The sequence below is a fragment of the Caldanaerobacter subterraneus subsp. tengcongensis MB4 genome, from assembly GCF_000007085.1.
Lineage (GTDB): Bacteria > Bacillota > Thermoanaerobacteria > Thermoanaerobacterales > Thermoanaerobacteraceae > Thermoanaerobacter > Thermoanaerobacter subterraneus.
The window spans coordinates 382,625-402,987 of the sequence record NC_003869.1 but is presented as its reverse complement, the minus strand read 5'-3'; the positions used below and the strand labels follow the sequence as shown (position 1 = coordinate 402,987).

The 20,363-nt window shown below is 37.8% G+C and carries 17 protein-coding genes, 2 pseudogenes and 2 riboswitches; of the genes and pseudogenes, 5 read left to right on the top strand and 14 right to left on the bottom strand.

What is annotated here, in order from left to right; translation table 11 throughout:
* Nucleotides 1-4: 4 nt before the first annotated feature.
* The 10 genes from cbiB to TTE_RS01765 form a co-directional block, all read right to left on the bottom strand.
* Nucleotides 5-955: an adenosylcobinamide-phosphate synthase CbiB gene (cbiB, locus tag TTE_RS01810; protein ID WP_011024821.1), complete on the bottom strand. Its 951-nt coding sequence runs from the start codon at nucleotides 953-955 to the stop codon at nucleotides 5-7.
* Entirely contained in the window at nucleotides 952-2,478 is a 1,527-nt protein-coding gene (locus TTE_RS01805) for a cobyric acid synthase (protein WP_011024820.1), read from the bottom strand. The genes cbiB and TTE_RS01805 overlap by 4 nt, the downstream gene beginning before the upstream one ends.
* Nucleotide 2,479: 1 nt before the next feature.
* Nucleotides 2,480-3,838, bottom strand: a complete 1,359-nt coding sequence (locus TTE_RS01800; protein WP_011024819.1) for a cobyrinate a,c-diamide synthase — start codon at nucleotides 3,836-3,838, stop codon at nucleotides 2,480-2,482.
* On the bottom strand, nucleotides 3,831-4,631 hold the full coding sequence (locus TTE_RS01795) for an ABC transporter ATP-binding protein (protein ID WP_041587267.1): 801 nt from the start codon (nucleotides 4,629-4,631) through the stop codon (nucleotides 3,831-3,833). Before TTE_RS01795 ends, TTE_RS01800 begins: the two co-directional genes overlap by 8 nt.
* Nucleotides 4,632-4,635: 4 nt before the next feature.
* Entirely contained in the window at nucleotides 4,636-5,628 is a 993-nt protein-coding gene (locus TTE_RS01790; RefSeq protein WP_011024818.1) for a FecCD family ABC transporter permease, read from the bottom strand.
* Nucleotide 5,629: 1 nt separating this feature from the next.
* On the bottom strand, nucleotides 5,630-6,574 hold the full coding sequence (locus tag TTE_RS01785; RefSeq protein WP_041587097.1) for an ABC transporter substrate-binding protein: 945 nt from the start codon (nucleotides 6,572-6,574) through the stop codon (nucleotides 5,630-5,632).
* Nucleotides 6,575-6,692: 118 nt separating this feature from the next.
* A riboswitch (cobalamin riboswitch) is annotated at nucleotides 6,693-6,933 on the bottom strand.
* Between the two features lie 47 nt (nucleotides 6,934-6,980).
* A complete protein-coding gene (gene cobO, locus TTE_RS01780; protein WP_011024816.1) occupies nucleotides 6,981-7,511 on the bottom strand; it encodes a cob(I)yrinic acid a,c-diamide adenosyltransferase in 531 nt (176 codons plus the stop codon).
* Nucleotides 7,512-7,614: 103 nt separating this feature from the next.
* A riboswitch (cobalamin riboswitch) is annotated at nucleotides 7,615-7,855 on the bottom strand.
* A 38-nt stretch (nucleotides 7,856-7,893) separates the two neighbouring features.
* Entirely contained in the window at nucleotides 7,894-9,198 is a 1,305-nt protein-coding gene (locus TTE_RS01775) for a hypothetical protein (protein ID WP_041587096.1), read from the bottom strand.
* Nucleotides 9,182-10,327, bottom strand: coding sequence for a DUF58 domain-containing protein (locus tag TTE_RS01770; RefSeq protein ID WP_011024814.1), 1,146 nt, complete (start codon nucleotides 10,325-10,327; stop codon nucleotides 9,182-9,184). Before TTE_RS01770 ends, TTE_RS01775 begins: the two co-directional genes overlap by 17 nt.
* A gap of 19 nt (nucleotides 10,328-10,346) precedes the next feature.
* The gene (locus tag TTE_RS01765) at nucleotides 10,347-11,291 is read right to left on the bottom strand and encodes an AAA family ATPase (protein ID WP_011024813.1); all 945 of its coding nucleotides are present in this window, start codon (nucleotides 11,289-11,291) and stop codon (nucleotides 10,347-10,349) included.
* Nucleotides 11,292-11,439: 148 nt separating this feature from the next.
* Here TTE_RS01765 and TTE_RS01760 point away from each other — a divergent pair, with 148 nt between their 5' ends.
* The 5 genes and pseudogenes from TTE_RS01760 to TTE_RS01735 all read left to right on the top strand — a co-directional run bounded on the left by TTE_RS01760 (nucleotide 11,440) and on the right by TTE_RS01735 (nucleotide 15,225).
* Nucleotides 11,440-11,856, top strand: a complete 417-nt coding sequence (locus tag TTE_RS01760; RefSeq protein WP_011024812.1) for a Fur family transcriptional regulator — start codon at nucleotides 11,440-11,442, stop codon at nucleotides 11,854-11,856.
* A gap of 19 nt (nucleotides 11,857-11,875) precedes the next feature.
* Nucleotides 11,876-12,754, top strand: coding sequence for a metal ABC transporter substrate-binding protein (locus tag TTE_RS01755; protein WP_011024811.1), 879 nt, complete (start codon nucleotides 11,876-11,878; stop codon nucleotides 12,752-12,754).
* A gap of 25 nt (nucleotides 12,755-12,779) precedes the next feature.
* A pseudogene (locus tag TTE_RS13400) lies at nucleotides 12,780-13,660 on the top strand (metal ABC transporter solute-binding protein, Zn/Mn family).
* Nucleotides 13,661-13,667: 7 nt separating this feature from the next.
* Nucleotides 13,668-14,441, top strand: a complete 774-nt coding sequence (locus TTE_RS01740) for a metal ABC transporter ATP-binding protein (protein ID WP_009610064.1) — start codon at nucleotides 13,668-13,670, stop codon at nucleotides 14,439-14,441.
* Nucleotides 14,434-15,225, top strand: coding sequence for a metal ABC transporter permease (locus tag TTE_RS01735; protein ID WP_011024810.1), 792 nt, complete (start codon nucleotides 14,434-14,436; stop codon nucleotides 15,223-15,225). Before TTE_RS01740 ends, TTE_RS01735 begins: the two co-directional genes overlap by 8 nt.
* A 23-nt stretch (nucleotides 15,226-15,248) precedes the next feature.
* On the opposite strand, the gene TTE_RS01730 is transcribed toward TTE_RS01735, so the two are convergent.
* From TTE_RS01730 to TTE_RS01715, 4 genes and pseudogenes are all read right to left on the bottom strand, one after another.
* Nucleotides 15,249-15,701 carry a VOC family protein gene (locus tag TTE_RS01730; RefSeq protein WP_011024809.1) on the bottom strand — a complete coding sequence of 151 codons (453 nt, stop codon included), beginning with the start codon at nucleotides 15,699-15,701 and terminating at the stop codon, nucleotides 15,249-15,251.
* 40 nt (nucleotides 15,702-15,741) lie between these two features.
* Nucleotides 15,742-16,830: pseudogene (locus tag TTE_RS01725) on the bottom strand (cellulase family glycosylhydrolase); the annotation flags it as partial.
* Nucleotides 16,831-16,964: 134 nt separating this feature from the next.
* A complete protein-coding gene (locus TTE_RS01720; RefSeq protein ID WP_041587093.1) occupies nucleotides 16,965-18,305 on the bottom strand; it encodes a GH1 family beta-glucosidase in 1,341 nt (446 codons plus the stop codon).
* A gap of 679 nt (nucleotides 18,306-18,984) precedes the next feature.
* Nucleotides 18,985-20,268: an IS110 family transposase gene (locus TTE_RS01715; RefSeq protein WP_011024548.1), complete on the bottom strand. Its 1,284-nt coding sequence runs from the start codon at nucleotides 20,266-20,268 to the stop codon at nucleotides 18,985-18,987.
* Nucleotides 20,269-20,363 lie beyond the last annotated feature (95 nt).

The window sequence follows — 20,363 nt, the reverse complement described above, 5'->3', positions numbered from 1 at the left end:
CCTCTCAAATTAATTTTTTAAAGAAATTTTCGAGTAGATAAAATACGATTAACCCTATAAAAGAGGTCATATACATTATTTTTACGCTGTCTTTTATGTGTTTTAAAGATAAATCAACTTTTTTGTCTCCTAACCTGGGCTTTATAACAGGCTTTCCAAAATAGTAATTTATCCCTCCCAGCTCTACACCCAGCGCTCCAGCCAAAGCAGCTTCCCCATGGGCGCTATTGGGACTTTCGTGCTTTAACCTATCCCTCATAAAAATCCTGAAACTGTTTTTGTAGTCATAACCCAGTAAAAAGGAAGAGACTACTATTAAAACCCCTGTTATTCTCGCAGGTATGAAGTTCAAAATATCATCTAATTTAGCAGAAGCAAAGCCTAGGTCTTTGTACTTTTCATTTTTATATCCCACCATAGAATCCAGGGTACTTGCAGCTTTATAAAGCATTGCAAGAGGGGCTCCTCCTAAAAATGCGTAAAACATCGGAGCTATTATTCCGTCTGAGATATTTTCTGAAACTGTCTCCAAAACTCCTCTTATTATGTCTTTTTCCTCTAATTTTTCAGTATCCCTGCTCACTATGAGAGAAAGTTTTTTCCGAGCAGTTTCTAAATCTTTCTCTTCTAAAGGTTTAAAAACTCTGTAAGCCGCTTTTGCCAGGTCTTTTGTCGCAAGAGTCGTATAGATAAATACTACTTCGAGCAAGTATTGGAAGTAACGATTTATAATTCCCGCTAAATAAAGGGCAAAGTAAGTGGTAAAATATACTGTAGCAATTGTCAAAAAACACATGACAAATCCTGCAATTTTTAAAGCTCTTTCACCTTTTGCGTATTTTCTTATTATTCTTTCTTCTTTTGATATAAGAGATCCTATCAGCCTTACAGGATGAGGATAACCCTCAGGGTCTCCTAAAATCAAATCGAGAATATATGCCAGAAAAACTTTCATTTGTCTCTATACCTCTCCATTATCTGGTATATCCTTTCCATGTCAAGGGAGTTTCTCACAATATTTGCAAGCCTGTCATATTCTTTTTCTCTAAATTCTCTGTAATTGATGACCTCCTCTAAAGGAGTAAGCCCTTTTTCTTTCCTTACAATGTTTATAAATTCCTTCGTAAAAAGGCTGTTTTCAAAAATGCCGTGAATATACGTCCCGAATACTCTACCATCTTCACTAACCGCTCCATCCAGTACTTTTACTTTTTCTTTATTCCTTTCCACGACAATAGAAAAGTGCTTCCCTTTTCCCAAAATGTAGCTTTCTCCCATGTGTATCTCGTATCCTGTCACAAAAAGTCCTTTCAAAGATGAAAGAGTATCCGGCAGTTCTTCTCCCAAGAACGCTTTAGTCTCTGAGGTGGTTTTTTCACGCTCAATCACTGTCTCTATACTAAGAAGTCCCAACCCTTCCATTTCCTCTGTATCGCTCTCTATGTGATAGGGGTCTTTTATTACTTTTCCAAGCATCTGAAATCCACCACATATTCCGACTATGAATTTCCCTTTTTCTCTTAAGTTTAAAATTTCTTTATCTAAGCCGTAGTCTTTTAAAACTTTTAAATCCCCTATCGTGTTTTTGGTTCCCGGTATTATCAAAACATCGCAATCTCCTATTCTTTCTCCTTTGTTCACATACTTTATCTTTACACCTGGAACTTTTGTAAGAGGGTCAAAATCAGTAAAATTGGATATGTGAGGAAGGTTTATTATAGCTACATCCACTTCTCCCTGGGCACATTTTGTATAAAATCTGTCAGTAGCCCCGTCTTCTTCATCAATGTGCACATCCATATAGGGTATAACTCCTAGCACTTCTTTTTGTATTATATTTTCAAGCATTTTAAGCCCCGGCTTTAATATTTCTATATCTCCCCTGAATTTGTTTATTATAACTCCTTCTACGCGATTTCTTTCTTTTTCATCGAGAAGAAGCATTGTGCCGGCAATTGAAGCAAACACTCCTCCTCTATCTATGTCGCCAACAAGTAGCACTGGCGCATTTACCAGCTCTGCCAAGCCCATGTTGACAATATCCTTCTCTTTTAAGTTTATCTCTGCAGGACTTCCTGCTCCTTCTATGACCACCACGTCATTTCTTTTGGCAAGAAAATCAAAGTCCTCTTTTATGAGTTCCAAAAGCTTGGGTCTGAACTTAAAGTATTCTTCTGCACTCATGTTTTCATAGACTCTTCCTCTTAAGACAACCTGGCTTTTCTTGTCAGAGCTAGGCTTTAGAAGTATTGGATTCATGTGATAGGAAGGCTTTATTCCTGCCGCTTCTGCCTGAACAGCCTGAGCTCTCCCTATTTCCAGCCCTTCTTCTGTAATATAGGAGTTCAAAGCCATATTTTGAGATTTGAAAGGCGCAACTTTAAGTCCATCCTGTTTGAATATCCTGCACAAAGCTGTGACAATAAGGCTTTTACCCACTGAAGAGGCCGTACCCTGTATCATAAGTTTCAACGCCATACTATTTCCTCCCAAAAGATGAACACCTGTCTAAAAATCTCTTCACTCCTTCTTTGTATGTGTATAAGTTTATGTGAACAAAACTTGCGAGACAGTTTTTATGCACAAATCCACATTCCCACTTCTCTTCCTTGCCCGGTCTATTCACAATATAAGAGGCATTTTGTGAAAAACCTTCTATGCGAGAATAGTGAAACTCATGTCCCTTTATCCTTTCACCTTTTTTGAAGAGCACATTATCCATGGTAATTTCAGCTTCCACATATCCAAACCTCTGCAATTTTTTTGTCATCACTACTTCAAAGTCGTAAACTCCCACCATGCTGTATCTATTCCCCTCTAAATCCCTTATGCCTTTTGAAAGATACATAAGTCCCCCGCATTCAGCGTAAACAGGCATGCCTTTTTCAACAGCTTCTTTTATTTCTCTCAACATACTCTCATTTTCACTGAGCCTTTTCGCAAAAACCTCTGGAAACCCACCCCCAATGTAAAGTCCCTCAGTTCCTTCTGGAAGTCTTTCATCATCAAGAGGGCTGAAAGGAATAAGATGTGCCCCCATTTCCTCTAAGGTTTCAAGACTTTCTTTGTAGTAAAAGTTAAAAGCCTCGTCATAAGCATAAGCTATTTTTACCTTTTTCTCTTTCAGGACTCTATCTTCCTTTTCAATAAAATCAGGCGGCTTAACTGTCAAATTCATCAATTTTTCCACATCAATGCAATTTTCAATATAGCCATATAATTTTTCCAATTTTTTATCTAAATTTTCTGTCTCATATACAGGTAAAAGTCCTAAATGCCTTTCAGGAAGCTCAAGTTCCACATCTTTAGGAAGATAACCAAAAACTTCAATATTCAAATCCCTCTCTATAACCTCTTTTAAGAGGGTGTAGTGCCTTTCACTTCCAACTTTATTCAGAATAACTCCTCTTATGTCTACATCTTTGTCGTAATAGATATATCCCATTATTAAAGCCGAGACACTAGCTGCCATAGAAGAAGCATCCACCACGAGCACAACAGGCACATTTACAAGCTTTGCTATGTGGGCACTGCTTCCTCTTGATGTCGTATCTATCCCGTCGTAAAGCCCCATGACCCCTTCTATTATTGAAACATCCGCACGTGATGCATTTTTATAAAACAAATTTTTGAGATTCTCCTCTCCCAGCATAAAAAGGTCGAGATTCACTGAAAAATTCCTTGTCACATACCTGTGGTAGGCAGTATCTATATAGTCAGGTCCAACTTTGAAAGGCCTAACATTATACTTCTTTGAAAGAACGCCCATGATCCCAAGACTTAAAGTAGTCTTGCCTGCCCCCGAATGGGTTCCAGCTATCATGAAAACTCTACACAACTTTCAGCTTCTCCTTTCCATTTAAAGAAGGTATGATGTAAGGGGTTCTGGTAATCGGGTCTTCAAATATCTGAACATCTATTGAAAATGCCAGTTTTATATTTTCAAAGGTAAGCACCTTTTTAGGCTCCCCTTTTGCCATTATAGTACCTTCCCTCATTATGACGATTTCGTCACAAAACTGAGATGCCAAATTAACATCATGCAGTACGGATATTACAAGTATGCCGTTTAAGCTCAATTCTTTTGCAATTGACAAAACTTCTATCTGGTACTTTATGTCAAGATGGGAGACCGGTTCATCCATGAGCAAAATCTTCGGCCTCTGCGCTAAAGCCCTTGCTATATACACTCTCTGCCTTTCTCCTCCGGAAAGCTCCCTCACTGGCTTATCTTTGAACTGCCACGTGTTTGTCATTTCCATTGCTTCTCTCACAATTTCTTTGTCTTCTTTTCCTTCTGACTGAAATCTTCTAAGGTAGGGAATCCTCCCCATCATCACTATGTCATAACATGTAAACTCAAAATCGTATATTATATCCTGTGGCACATATCCTATAAGCTTTGCCCTTTCCTTCACACTTAAGCTTCGTATGTTTTTCCCAAATATTAGCACACTCCCCTTGTCAGGCTTAAGATATCCTGAAATATTTCTTAAAAGAGTGGTCTTTCCACTCCCATTCGCTCCTATTATCCCTATCATTTCACTTTTGTCCACTTTTAAATTTATCCCTTTCAATACCCGCTTCTGCCCATAAGAGAAATAGAGGTCTTTCACTTCTAAAATAGACATAATATCACATTCCTTCATTTTTTTGCTTGCTCCTTACAAGGAGATACAGGAAAAAGGGCCCTCCAAAAGTCGCCGTAATTATCCCTATTGGCATCTCTACAGGCTTTAAAATCACTCTCGCCAAAAGGTCTGCAAAGGTGAGAAAAGAAGCGCCAAAAAGAGCACTAAAGGGAACCAGAACTCTGTTGTCAGGTCCTACAATAAACCTTGAAATATGTGGAACTATAAGCCCTACAAAGCCTATAATTCCTCCAACAGAGACACAAGAAGCTGTCACCAATGACCCCAAGATAAGTATAATTTTCTTGACAAGCTCCGCATTTACACCTAAATGCTCTGCAGATTCTTCCCCTGTTAAAATGACATTTACATCCCTTGAAAATGCGTACATAACAAAAGAACCTATGAGTATTAAAGGCGAAGAGTAGATAACCTGTGGCCAGCTCACAAGGCCAAAACCCCCCATAGTCCAGAAAACAATCCGTGAAAACTGGTCATGGTTTAAAAGCATGAGCAAAGAGATTATGGCAGACATAAAAGCGCTTATGGCAATTCCAGCCAGAAGCATTGTGGTCATTGAAAGCCTGGAACCCGTCCTTGACACAGTGTACACAAAAAATATTGTCAAAAGGGCTGTTATGAAAGCCATAGAGCTTAAGCCAAATATGCCTAAACCCATTATTATGGCAATTGTAGCTCCAAAAGCTGCACCTGAAGATATACCCAAAACATAAGGGTCTGCCATGGGATTTCTCAAAAGCCCCTGGAAAAAAGCTCCCACAACAGATAGTCCCATGCCCACAAGAGCTGATTCTATAACTCTTGGAAGCCTTAATGTAAGTATAATGCGCCTGTTGACTTCATCCCCTTTCCCCAAAAGCACATTTAGTATTTCCTGCAGGGGGATGTGCACCGCCCCTGCAGAAATTGAAAGAGCCATTATCAAAAGAAGGAGTAAAAATGCTGATGTAAAGTAAAAACCTCTCTTAGCCTTCACTTTATTTAAATGCCTCCGGATGTAAGAATTTTGCTACTTCTTCAAGCCCTAATACAATCCTATTTGTTCCTCTTACAATTATGTCGTCATTGGACACCACAAATACCTTGTCATTTTTCACGGCATTTGTGTCCTTGTATCCAGCCATATTTTTAAGGTCCTTCACATCTCCAGCATGAGGTGATGTTATTATGACATCAGGGTTTTTCTTCACCAGCTCTTCAATGCTGTACTGAGCCCATCCGTTCACATCGGATGCCACATTTTCTCCACCTGCGAGGTTTATAATCTCGTCTATGAAAGTGCCTTTTCCTGCAGTCCAGTTGCCATCAAGAGAGACCAGGTAAAATACTTTTACTTTTGGAAGGTCTTTTACCTTATCGCTTATCTCTTTTATTTTATTCTTCATATCGTTTATGACTTTTTCTGCCTTCTTCTCATTTCCTGTTATTTTACCAAGAAGTTCTATTGATTGATATATCTGGTCAAAGTTTTGTGCATCTAAAACCACAACTGGTATACCCATCTTCTCCAAAGATTCCATCTGTTCTTTCCCTGATAATCTGGAAGCAAATATTATGTCAGGCTTTTGAGCCGTTATCGCCTCTATGTTGGGTCCTTTAAAACCTCCCACTTTGGGTATGTCCTTCACTTCTGGAGGATAATTGTCAAAATCAGTAACTCCAACTACTTTGCTCCCTGCCCCTATTGCAAACAGAAGCTCTGTGACTGAAGGCACCAAAGATACAATTCTCTCTGGTTGCTTTTCAATCGTCACTTCTCTGCCAAGAAAGTCTGTAATTTTCAGCGGAAACTGTGTCTTTACCTCTTCGGCTGGTTTCGCTGTTTCCTGGGGCTTTGTAGCATTTTGAGTAGAACAAGCAGCAAGTGAAAATACTAAAGCAAATATTACAAGAAACGCAACTATCCCTTTGAATCTTTTCATAAGTACCCTCCTATCTAAAAATTTTGTCTTATCTATCAAAAAAGGCCTACCCCTTGCGGAGGTAGACCTTTTTCACTTAAAAACACACAAAGGCCGTTCAACCTTCCCTCCGAAGGCGAACTTTTAAAAACCTTATGGCAGGTCTCCTGGCTCGGGACTCATCCTCCACCCTGCCTTCCCATCCGGCACTCAACTGAACGCAATTTCTCTCCCTCTTTTCTCCTTACTAACGCGCTCAGTTGAGTGCCGGACAGTGGCTTACTAGGGCTTCGTCCTCCCTCACAGTAGCGGGGGCTGCGCGGGATTCTCACCCGTCTTCCCTTTTAACCCATCACGGGACCATAAGGCTTTTTATATTCAGTTTTAATTTCATTTTAACTCTTACTTTTGAGTAAGTCAATTAATCTCAAATCTCTATACCCACCCTCGCCGGAACACCTTTCTTGTAATAATGTTTTATCTCCTTCATCTCTGTCACAAGGTCAGCCTTTTCTATGATTTCTTGAGGAGCACTCCTTCCTGTCAAAATTAGTTCCACACTCTTTGGCTTTTCCTCTATCAACCTCAACACATCTTCCACACTTAAAAGTCCTGAGTGTATGGCTGCCATCGCCTCATCTACAATCACAATGTCATACTCTCCACTTTTTAATATTCTAAGAAGCTCTTCATACTCTTCTCTAACCTTGCTCTTCAGTTCTTGCAGTTCTTCTTCTGTCATATCCCATGTAAATTTCTTAGACTCTGCAAATCTTTTTATCTCAAAATTAGGCTTTAGAAGTTCTGCCGATTTCAACTCCCCTGTAGCCATCCCTTTTAAAAATTGAAACATTATAACTTTCATGCCCCTTCCAACTGCCCTGAAAGCAAGTCCCAAAGCTGCAGTAGTCTTCCCCTTGCCGTCCCCAGTGTATACCTGCACATAGCCTTTTTTCATAGAAAAAACTCCTTTCAAAAATTTTATATAAAAAAGGCCTTCCCTTCAGAGGAAGACCTTTTTGCACAAAACTTCAAAAAGGTTCAACCTTCCCTCCGAAGGCGAACTTCTAAAACCTTATGGCAGGTCTCCTGGCTCGGGACTCATCCTCCACCCTGCCTTCCCACCCGGCACTCAACTGAACGCAATTTCTCTCCCTCTTTTCTCCTTACTAACGCGCTCAGTTGAGTGCCGGACAGTGGCTTACTAGGGCTTCGTCCTCCCTCACAGTAGCGGGGGCTGCGCGGGATTCTCACCCGTCTTCCCTTTTAACCCATCATGGGACCATAAGGCTTTAATATTCAATTTTACACTTTTATTTTAAACCTTTTCAGCTTTTTAGTCAACCCTTAACTTTCATCACCTTTCCAATTTCTTTTATAAATTCCTCCACTTCTTCCCTTTTAGGATAGTATTTCCCATACCTTACCTTTTCATAAAGTCGACTTACCCTTTCCATTGGTTCCCTTACATTTTCAAAAGAAGCCGTAACTTTCTCGTATACGTCCTTTACAGAATAATTCCCTCTTTCTAAGGCTTTCTTTTGATAAAGAGATATCAAAAGTTTTTTGTAATAAAACCTAACCTTTTCCCTGTTATCCCTATAAAACTTTATTTTTTCCGCCGCCTTCAAAATCCTGTTTCTGGCCTCTCTAAATTTTTTAACAAAGGGCGCATCCTTAAGATTTATATCAATCTCTTTCTCTTCTACAAAATCTCTTTCCCGTTTCTCTACTTCAATTTTGCTTATAACCCTTATTATGAGGATAATGAGTAAAACTATTACAGTTAAAGCAATCAGAAAAGCCGCCATGTGCAGTAAATTAGAAAGCCAGGTATAATCCTGAGGCGTTTCCTCCTGTAAAAAGTTCTCTGGATTTTTGCCTTCTTTATAAAAGCTTTCCATAGCCTTTTTAAAAAATTCCCTATCAAAAGGAATCAGGCTAAAAATTTTGGAAAGTATCCAGAACATCCCATAAGCAAGGTAGGTGGATAATAAGACAAATATTTTTCCAATTACAGTGTATATTTCGTAAATAACATGGGCCACAGAAGGCAGAGAAAATGTAAAAGTGGCCAGCAATATCAGCCCAAAACCTATCCACTCAAATAGAGAAATTCTCCCTTCACTGTCGTGATATTTCAAAGCCTTTACCTCAAGGAGGAGAAAAATGCTCAAAAGTATATACAAAATCGTGTATTTTTGTATCATGGCAATTTCCTGTGGGGGGAGGTAATAGGCAAATAAATTTAAGAAAAAGAGCCACATTAAATTCCTGTAAAAAATTTTTATATTCATTACGTCTTCTACCATTGTACTTTTAATCTTCGCCCCTCTATACCACAAAAACAAAAATACAATAAAGTCTGCCACAAGCTGATAGTAATTTTCACTCACTTTTACGCTCAGTAAAAGACTTGAAAAAATACCCACAGCCAAATTAAAGGTCCTATAAAGTTTTATATCCCAATACTCTAATGCATTCACAATTCCCGAAACAAAAGAGAAGACAAAAAAGGCTAAAAAAGGCACCGCCTTTTCCTGAACGATAAGGCCGTTTAGCAGAGTAAAAACTAAAAAGACAAGAAAACCTTCTAAAATTGTCGCAAATATTTTAACAAACTTTTCCCTATCCCACCACTTCAATTTCTTTCCCCTCTTCACTATAGTAAAAGAGCTTTACATTATGAGGAACATTCTCAATTCCTTTTGAACTCATGTATACAAGCATTACATCCTTATCCCCAAAAAACCTCTCTACGAGAGACAACATCCCTTCATCCACAAAAGGCGTTACAACCAAAAGGTCTGTTCCCCATGAAAGAGTTTTAGAAAGATAACTTGCCATATCCTCTACGCTGTATTTTTTTAAAAAAGATAGGCCTGCAAAAATTTCTAAAAGCCTTGCAATCTGGCCCTCCCCTGCCGAAGGCTCCACAAATGTGTAGTCCCCTTCTGCAAGACATATTGCATTCGTAGAAAATCCCACAGGAATCCCTTCTTTTATTAAATTAACGGATAAAGTCGCCGCCACTTCTATCGCTCTCTCAAATTTTTCTATTTCTTCTACCCTGAACACATACCTGTGAAAATCCACGTTAAAAAAGAGCACTATTTTCTTATCAGCTGTATAGTCATACTTGTTAACCTTAAGTTTCTGAGTCTTTGCAGTGACTTTCCAGTTTATACTCTTAAAGCTGTCTGAAGTCGTGTAATCTCTCACTCCACTTATTATGACAGGATCTTCTATTATCCACCTTCTCACAAATAAATCCCCGTAAAGAGAATTAGCGATAAGCCTAAAACTTTTTAAATCAATTAGCCTGGGATAAACGATAAGTCTTGCAGGAGCTGGAAGCTCTACTTCGTACTCTTCTGCCCCGAATAAATCTGTTGAAAAAGCCTTTATACCATCAAAAAGGTTGTATATGCCTCTTTTTGTAGCCACCACCTCAAACTTACGCGTCACTTTTTGAAAAGGAAGCATTGAAAGAACGGTATTGTGAAGGTATTTGACCTTATCCTGTTTTTCCACCAGTTTAGATTTTTTCATGCTGAGCTCTACGGGTATTTTCTGTTGCAACTTGAGATAGGTAATGGGGAAAAATTTCTTATTGTGTATGGTAAGTTTTAATGCAGTTTTTTCGCCTGGAAAAACTGCCTTTCTCTCAAATTCCCTCTCAATTATCAAATTTTTAAATATGTTTTTTTTGTAAAGATTTGACTGCAAAGCCACCAAGGCAACTATGACGAGTATAAACCACAAGGCATTCATATTAAAAACCACCTGTAAATTATTTTTCTAAAGGAACAGGTACTTCCTCTAGAATTCTACCTATAACCTCTTCTGCCTTTATATCTCTTAGCTTCCCTGAACCTTTTAAAATAATCCTGTGAGCTAGAACAAAAGGCGCTATATACCTTACATCGTCTGGTGTCACAAAATCACGGCCTTTTACGTAAGCGTAAGCTTGACTGGTCTTATAAAGAAACAGAGTAGCTCTGGGACTTGCCCCTAGTTCTATTTCCTCCATATTGCGCGTTTTTTCTACAATATCCAATATATACTCCGACACGTCTTTATCCACATACACCTCTTTGTACTCTTCCTGCATTTTCAGCACATCCTCTTTTGTGCATACAGGCTTTAACTCTTCCAAAGGATTTTTCTTGTCAAAAACCTCGATTATCCTTTTCTCCTCTTCTCTCTTTGGATAACCCATTTTTACCTTCATCAAAAACCTGTCTATCTGAGCTTCAGGAAGAGGAAAAGTACCATAGCTTTCTATAGGATTTTGAGTAGCTATAACGAAAAAAGGTCTATCGAGTTTATATGTCACGCCGTCTACTGTCACCTGTCTTTCTTCCATGCACTCTAAAAGGCTGGACTGAGTCCTGGGGGTTGCCCTGTTTATCTCATCAGCCAGCAAAATATTTGTAAAGATAGGACCTTTTTTAAACTCAAAATCGCCTATCTTCTGGTTAAAAACATTTATTCCTGTCAAATCCCCTGGCAAAAGGTCGGGAGTAAACTGCACCCTTTTAAAATCGCAGTCTATTGACCTTGCCAAAGCCTTAGCTAAACTAGTCTTCCCTACTCCCGGTACGTCTTCTAAAAGAACATGACCTGAAGCTATCAAGGCTGTCAGCATGAGGTCTATTACCTCACTCTTCCCTATTATGACTTTTTCTATATTCTTTCTTATTCTCTCTATCACTTCTGACTGTTCCAATTCCATCACCTTTTCAAAAAATTTTTCGCCTCTCTTTATTATAGAAAACATTTACTGAAATTTCAATAAGAATCTGGATATTGACATACCTTTTAAATCGTAATATAATCTTAATTAAGAAAATTTTCTTATTTAATAAAAGGTTGTGATTAAAGTGCAGAAAGAGGAAGCTTTAAAAAAATTAAAAGCACATAATTACAAGCTTACGCCTCAGAGAGAATTAATACTTGACATAATGCTTTCCAACCAGGGCTATTTGTCTGTAAAAGATGTGTACGAAAAAGTAAGAGAAGTCTTCCCTCAGGTGAGCATTGACACTGTGTACAGGACTTTAAGCCTTTTAAAGAACTTGAATATTTTAAATGAGGCGATAATTGGAAATAATATTATGTACGTGGCAAAAAAACACCTGCACAATCACACAATGAGGTGTTTAAAATGCGGCAGAGTATTTGAAATGGAAATATGCCCTCTTGAGCTTTTGATAGACCAGATAAAGGATTTTGAAGTCGTAGACCACAAAATAGAAATTGTAGGATACTGTAAAGAATGCAGGTCAAATCCAAACTGAGAAATGGAGGCTTTCAAATATGAAAAAACTAGTAATGGCTTTAGTCTTAGCTTCAATGATTTTTACACTGGTTTCTTGCAGCACCACTGCTAATTCATCTAAGCCTTTGGTATACGCTTCTTTTTATCCAATTTATGACCTTACCTTAAAAATAGCAGGAGATAAACTAGAAGTAAAAACCATAATTCCTCCGGGAGTTGAACCTCACGATTGGGAACCCTCAACAAAAGATGTCGCTGAGATGACAAAGGCAAAAGCTATTTTGTATTTAGGCTTAGGAATGGACTCATGGATAGAAAAGGTCAAACCTAATGCACCAAATGTAGTCTTTTATGAAGTATCCAAAGGAGTCACTCCTATAATGGAAGGGAATCAGCCAAATCCTCATATATGGCTTTCTCCAAAAGAAGCTTCAATAATGGCAAAAAATATAAATGATGCCTTAAAACAGACTTTCCCAGAGTACAAAGATTATTTTGAGCAAAATTATCAAAGCCTAAAAAATACCTTGGAAGAGTTAGACAAGAAATACACTGATGCTCTGTCAAACACAAAGCACAAGACGTTTATAGTCTACCATAGCGCCTTTGAATACCTCGCAAGAGATTACAATTTAAAAGAAGAAGCATTAGTAGGGGCAAATGAGGAAGCAGAAGTAAGCCCTGCTAGAATGGCTGAAATTATAAACATAATAAGGGAAAAACAGATAAAATACATTTTTACAGAGCCCCTGACTTCTCCTAAACCTATCCAAACTATAGCCAAAGAAACTGGAGCCAGGGTTTTATCCCTTAATCCTATTGAAGGGCTTACGAAAGAAGAAGCAAAGCAACATAAAGACTACATAGCTTTGATGAAAGAAAATCTAGAAAATTTAAAAAAGGCGCTAAATGAATAAAATGATAAGGGAGGCCACAAAAAGTATGAAGAAATTTTTAGCAATTTTAATCGCTTTTACACTAATACTTAGCCTTGCCTCCTGCACAGCAAAGCCAAGTGAAACATCCAAGCCTTTAGTGTATGCCTCCTTCTATCCAATTTATGACCTGACATCTAAAATAGCAGGAGACAAACTAACCGTAAAGAACATAATACCTTTTAATGAAAGCCCTCACGGTTGGGAACCCAGCGCTAAAGAAATGACAGAAATAGCAAAAGCAAAAGCGGTAATATATTTGGGAATGACGATGGAAGACCCGTGGATCAATAAAGTAAAAGAAGCAGCGCCAAATACTGAATTTTTTGAAGTGTCCAAGGGGATTGAGCCTATAAAAAAGGGAAACGCCATAAACCCGCATCCATGGCTTTCTCCTAAAGAAGCATTGATAATCATAAAAAATATAAAAGCGCTCTGGTAGATATCGATCCTTCTAATAAAGATTATTTTGAAAAAAATTATCAAAACCTAAAATCAGAAATTGAAAATCTTGATAAACAATACAGGGAAGAACTTTCAAAGACAAGATTAAAAACCATCGTCCTCTTCCACAGCGCTTTTGCATATGTAGCAAGAGACTATGGATTAAAGCAGGAGCCCTTGGTTGGGATGAGCGATGAGGCAGAGCCAAGTCCTGCGAGGATAAGTGAATTAGTTGACTTAATTAAAAAAGAGGGCATAAAATATGTATTTGTGGAAGGAATGGCACCTGCAAAACCAATGGAAACCATAGCTAAGGAAAGTGGAGCACAGATAATGAGAATAAGTACAATAGGCACTTTAAGCAAGGAGGATATGGAGAGAAATGCGGATTTTATCTCTCTCATGAAGGAAAATCTAGAAAAACTAAAAAAAGGATTGGAGTAGATGAAAAATGAGTTATATCGAGGTTAAAAATGTAAATTTTGCTTACGATGGAAGGCAGGTCCTTCGCAACGTCTCTTTAAAAATTGAAAAAGGCGAGTTTGTAGGGATTATTGGTCCTAACGGCTCAGGGAAAAGTACCCTAGTAAAAGTAATGGTAGGCAATCTCGTGCCTTCCACTGGGGAAGTCCTGTATGAAGGTGTAAACCTCCAGAACATAAAGGACCGCTCCTTTATAAGCTACCTTCCCCAGCGTTCTTTTTCCTTTAACTCTTCTTTTCCGGCAAGCGTAGAGGAAGTTGTGTCTATGGGCCTTTACGCCAGGAAAGGGTTATTTAAAAGGCTTTCAAAGGAAGACTGGGAAAAAGTGTATGAAGCCTTAAAAATAGTGGACATGTTTGAATTTAGAAGCCGCTTAATTGGGAGACTTTCAGGAGGACAGCTTCAGAGGGTTTTCATAGCAAGGTCCATAGTATCTGAGCCGCAGATACTTTTTCTAGACGAACCCACAACAGGAATTGACGCTAAATCAGAAAAGGCTCTTTACGAGCTTTTGGAAAAGCTCAACAAAGAAAGAGGAATAACAATTGTCATGGTGACTCACGACATCATGGCTATAACAAACAAGGCCCACAGAATCATATGTATGACTGACGGCAAAATAAACGAAAAATGCGAAGCTATCGATATAGAAAAGCACGACTTTACTTCTTTCCTCTACGAATATCCTGTGAAGAAAGTAAAGCATCAGCATAATAATAATGGGAGTGTAGAACATGTTTGACATTTTTTCTTACGAATTTATGAGGAGAGCTTTTATAGCAGGGGCTATAATAGCAGTGATAGCCCCTTTAGTGGGAAATTTCTTGGTACTAAGAAGGCTTTCCCAAATGGGGCATGCTCTGTCTCATGTGGCTTTAGCGGGAGTAGCAGCTGGAATTTTGGCCGGCATTGACCCTACTGTAGGCTCAATTGCCATAGTCCTTCTAGCCGCCTTTGGAATAGAAGGACTGAGAAAAACCTATTTTCAGTATTCTGAGCTTTCAATTGCTATAATTGTATCTGCAGGAATGGCAGTTGCGATAATACTCTTAAATTTTGCAAGAGGCGGAGCAGTCAATGTAATGAACTACCTCTTTGGTAGCATTGTATCTGTAACATATACAGATGTTGTGTTAATTTCCACCTTAGGCCTTTTAGTCATTCTCACTATAGCGCTTTTTTACAAGGAACTTTTGTACATCACTTTTGACGAAGAAGCTGCCACAATATCAGGATTACCTGTGTCAGCTATAAACTTTCTCTTCACAATTTTAGTAGCTCTAACAGTAGCACTAGCAATGAGAATTGTAGGAGCGCTTTTGGTGTCGAGCTTAATGGTCACACCCTCTGCCGCCAGTTTAAAAATCGCTCAAAGCTTTAAACAAGCCATAATCTACTCGATTATCTTCTCCTTTATATCAGTGTTCGCTGGAATTATACTCTCTTTTTACTTCGATTTATCACCAGGTGGAACAATAATACTCATTTCCCTCGCTATAATGGGAATAACATCGTTAAAAAAATAAAAGGTGGAGCATAGCGCTCCACTTTAATAATTTTCTAAAAGTTCAATCATGACTTTCAATGCTCTCAAAGTATCTATATAAGCGTATCTTCCCCCTTCAAAATCCCCTTTTTGAATTACTTTCATGCCTTTTCTATAAAGTTCTTCTACTTTTCTGTCCATGTCTTTTACAACGAAAGCTATGTGATGAATTCCCTCCCCATTTTTATCGAGAAACTCTCTCCAAGTGCTCGGATTCTCATCAGGCTCTATCAATTCCAGTTGTAATGGCCCCAGCTCAAAAAATGCAAGTTTGGCTCTTGCTTTTGTAGGTCTTCCATTAAATTTGGTATGGGCTTTGCTGTAATCATCTGTCCAAAACCACTGAGGCTTTTCTACCCCAAAAAATTCTGCGTAATTTTGCAAAGATTCTTCAATATCCCTCACTACAATACCTATTTGCACTGTATTCCGCATATCTAGAATATTTTTGCTCATTTTAGTCACCTCTTCAGTTTTATAGTTTTTGATAAAGTTACTTTCCTCTTGCCTCACGAGAAATAGGTTTATAGGGAATTCCTTTTATTCTTGCTCTTACATATTCTCCTGAGAGACTCAATTGATTTACAGCCCATGCTTTACCATCACCAGGATTTAAATTAGTAGATGTTAAAAATGCTGCTGAAACTTCATTCTTATTTGCCAAAGACCAATTTATCCAGCTTATATTATTGGCATTTAAAAATTCAAGCCATTTATCTGCTTCATCTAAATATGGACCTCCATCACCACTAGCTTCACTGGTACCCCATTCACTTACAAAAATAGGTACACCTTTTTCCAATGCTTTAGCCATATTGCCAAAAACATATCCGGGCTTACCGTGTTCTTCTACTTTATGAGTACCTGTATAAAAATGTACAGAATACATTACATTGGGATCATTTATTGGTTCCTCTGCCGCTAAATCCGGGCGTTGACTCCAGTTAGGAGAACCTACAATAATTATATTTTGGTTCCCCATATCTCTCAGCATTTGAATTATCGGTTCAGCATAGTTTTTAACTTTTTTCCACCCCTCAACATCATTTGTCACTCCTGGAGGGGTTGGATTGGGCTCATTTGCTAATTCATAAATTATATGAAGGTCATTTGGATATTTAGTAGCTATTTCCTTGAAGAAATCTTTTGCGCCACTGTATATGTCCGCATTAGGGTCTCCCGGATTTAAAACATGCCAGTCAACTATTACATACATATCATTTTGAATTGCTAAATTTATTCCTTCTATAACCTTATCTTTAACACTTGGATTTGTAGCATAACCACCTTCACCAACGTACATAGCAAGTCTAATCACGTTTGATTCCCAATCTCTTGACAATCCAGAAAAAGCATTATGATTAATAATCTCTGAAAACCACTGCAATCCGTGTGTACTCATTCCTCTTAGCTGTATTGGATTGCCATACTGGTCCCCCAATATTTTTCTTCCATCTTTTTCTATAATCTTAAGCCTACCCGCTACTGAAGGTTTTTTTACTAAAGCATTCCCCATCAAATGCGGAAATTTTTCTCTCTCATAACAGCTAAAAGTTAAAGAAGTATCTTTTAAAATTAAATACATGATTATAATGATTATCACAAGCACACCAGTAAAAGCATACCATTTATTCATAGTCTCATCTCACTCCATTTAAGGGTATTTGCTTAGAAATAAAGAGGCAGAACAATTTATACCCTGCCTCATAGATGCTGTATTCATTCGATTACACCTTTTTCTATTACCCCTTTGTACCAAAATGCACTATCTTTTAATATTCTTTTTTGTGTCTCATAATCCACATAAACTATTCCAAATCTCTTTGAATATCCATGTGCCCATTCAAAATTATCTAACAAAGACCATACAAAGTATCCTTTCAAATTGCCGCCTTCTTCTATGAACCTCGCTATTGCCTTCAGATGTTCTTTTATGTATTCTATTCTTTCATAATCATGCACTCGTCCATCTTCTGTTACTTCATCTTTAAATGCTACTCCATTTTCCGTAATGTACATAGGCAGTTTCGTGTATTCTCTGTCTAACCTCTTTAAAAGGTCATACAAGGACTCTGGGCTTATCTCCCATCCCATCTCTGTCTTTTTACCTGGCCCCGGTACATTCTCTGCTTTTAACATGGAATCTTCGTTGTATTTTACAATACTCCTTGTATAATAATTGACTCCAAGAAAATCTATTGGAACACTTATGGTCTCTAAATCTCCTTCTCTTATAAAATCAAATTCTCCAATTATTTTACTATATAATTCCATCATATCCTCTGGATAATTGCCTTTAAATATTGGATCTAAAAACCACCTATTTGCAAATCCATCTGCATATTGGACTGCTAATTTGTCTTCTTCTTTTTCACTCGCCGGATATGCAGGTGTCAGATTTAACGTTATACCTATTTGCGCCCCTTTCAGATTCATGTCCCTAAATACTTTTACGGCCTCTCCGTGAGAAAGCAATATATGATGAGCTGCTATCAAGGCCTCTCTCCAATCCTTATGGCCTGGCGCATGCTCCCCTATCCCATAGCTTAATATTGATGAACACCAAGGCTCGTTATGGGTTATCCATAAAGGTATCACATCCCCTAATTCTTCAAAAAGCTTTGATGCATATTCTACATACCATTTCACACTCTCTCTATTTAGCCATCCTCCGTTCTTTTCATACGCCCATTGAGGCAAATCCCAATGATAAATTGTCGCTACCGGTATTATCTCTCTTTTCAACAGTTCATCTACCAGCCTCTTGTAAAAGTCCATTCCTTTCGGGTTGTACTTGCCTTCTTCAGGGAAAATTCTTGGCCATGCTATGGAAAATCTATAGGCTTTAACTCCTATTTCTTTCATTATCTGTACGTCTTCTTTATATCTGTGGTAATGATCACAAGCTACATCTCCTGTATGGCCTTGATATGTTTTCCCTTCTGTCTTGGAAAATGTATCCCATATAGAAGGAGTTCTTCCATCTTCATTTACTGCTCCTTCTATTTGGTATGATGACGTAGCTACTCCCCAAGTAAAATCTTTTGGAAATTTTACCAATTCTATCACTCCTATTCTTTAATGATTTTTGGTACAATTTTTATATATTTGCTATTAACTGAGTAATGTCAAAAATTTTAATCTCTTTTAACTTACCTGAATAACTTACCTCATATTTTTTATCTGGCATCATATTTAAACAATTATCTGACAACTCCATATCATCCTCCCTCTATTATCTTTTATTTTCTCTTAATATCTTAGTTTTTCTTTAATTTTCTCATCACAACAAGAGCATCTCATGGCTTATATTACCATTTCTTACTTATCTAACCATTAAATGGGTAAGCTTAATAAACCTCATATCCTATTTCCATATTATGGCGGGATAGCTCCACTTATCTCATGGGGTTTACCCTCCCATGTCTCACTGGATCTTAGTCCTTAATTCCTTCGTTCTACCTGCCATGAGGTGGATGTCATTTCTGCTCCATTGCAGGGTCTTTGCCCGTATGGTGATTATTTTTATGACAATTCCCGCTCTTGTTGTCAATATCCCATCTCTTGATTGGTTGTTTTTGTCTTATTCCTTCTTTTACCTTTTATGTCACATCGTTCACACTTTCGCTTTTCATAAAAATCAATTTCTTCTTAAGGGTCAGCTCTTTAGATGTGACTAAGTTAAAGCTGAAGAGAAGATGATTAACCCTTAATTGATTTGATAGTATGTTGGCACTTTTTATGCAGCTTCCTGTAAGCCTGGCCTCTTTATGTCCTTCATCATCTTGATTGGGTCATATTTTACTCCTTTCTTTAATATGACATAAAATATCCTTATCAGTTTGTTGCACAATACTATTAGTGATTGCTTCTTTTTTAGCGGGTTTTGCGCTCTGGTGGTGTAATATTTGTGTAGTTCACGAAATTCTTCGTTTTTTGCGACCAAGGCCATTACTGCATTAAATAGCACACTCCTCAATCGCTTCCTCCCTCTTTTACTTATTGTCGTTTCTCCTTTATGCTTACCAGAGCTATTTTCTATTAGGTTTAATCCCCCTAGTTTTTGTATCTGTTTTGGATGTTCATATTTTTCAATATCTCCTACTTCTGCAATAAAACCTGCTACTGTGTTTACTCCTATCCCTTTGATTTCTAGTAGTTCTTTAACCCCTGGTATCTCAACTATTAATTCTTCCATCTTCTTCTCTATTTCTTCAATTTGTTTTTTTAAAAATTCGTATTGTTCAATGAGAGTCTTTATCTCGTATTCCGCCATCTTTATGCCCTGCTTCTTCCCTATGCTCTCCTTAGCAGTTTCTATCAGCTTTATAGCCCTTTTTTCTCCTACCCCTCTTTGTACTTCTTTCTTCCATATCGATATTATTTCTTCAGCACTCTTTTTTGCTATCTTCTCAGGCGTTGGAAATTCTCTTAATGTGATAAGTGCTGCTTTCCCTTCCCAGTCTGAAAATACGGTGTTAAACTCTGGAAAGTATATGTCCAACCATCTTGTTATTTGATTTTTTGTCATCCCTATTTGTTTGTTCAACCTGTCTTTTATGCCCATCGCTACCCTTAATTCTGCATATACTCCTTCAGGTATTATCGGCTCTACATATCTCCCGTCTTTTACTAGCATTGCTATTGTTTTTGGGTCTTTCTTATCGCTTTTTGTGGGAGAATTGTCATCTAATTCTTTGCTCATCTTTACATGAAATGGATTAACCAATACTACCTTTATGTTATTGTCTTTAAGGTATTGGGCAAAACACAGCCAATATTGCCCTGTCGGTTCTATCCCTACTATTAGTTTGTTTTTCTTATGTCTCTCCATCAAGTCTTTTGCCCAGTTAAGAAATTTTGTCATACCTTCTCTATTGTTTTCAAATCTCAGGTATTTCCCATATTCTACTCCTCTGTAGTCAAATGCTCTGGCATAATGGCTTTCTTTTGCTATGTCTACTCCCGCAATTAATGTGTCTCCCGTTACTTGCAAAATCTTTTCATTTTGTTTATACTTCATTTTAGGTACCTCCTGTTTATTTTGATAATTCGAGGTAAGTTCTTAAACTTACACTCTGTATTTTATCAGGAGGTACTTATTTTTTCAAAGTCCAT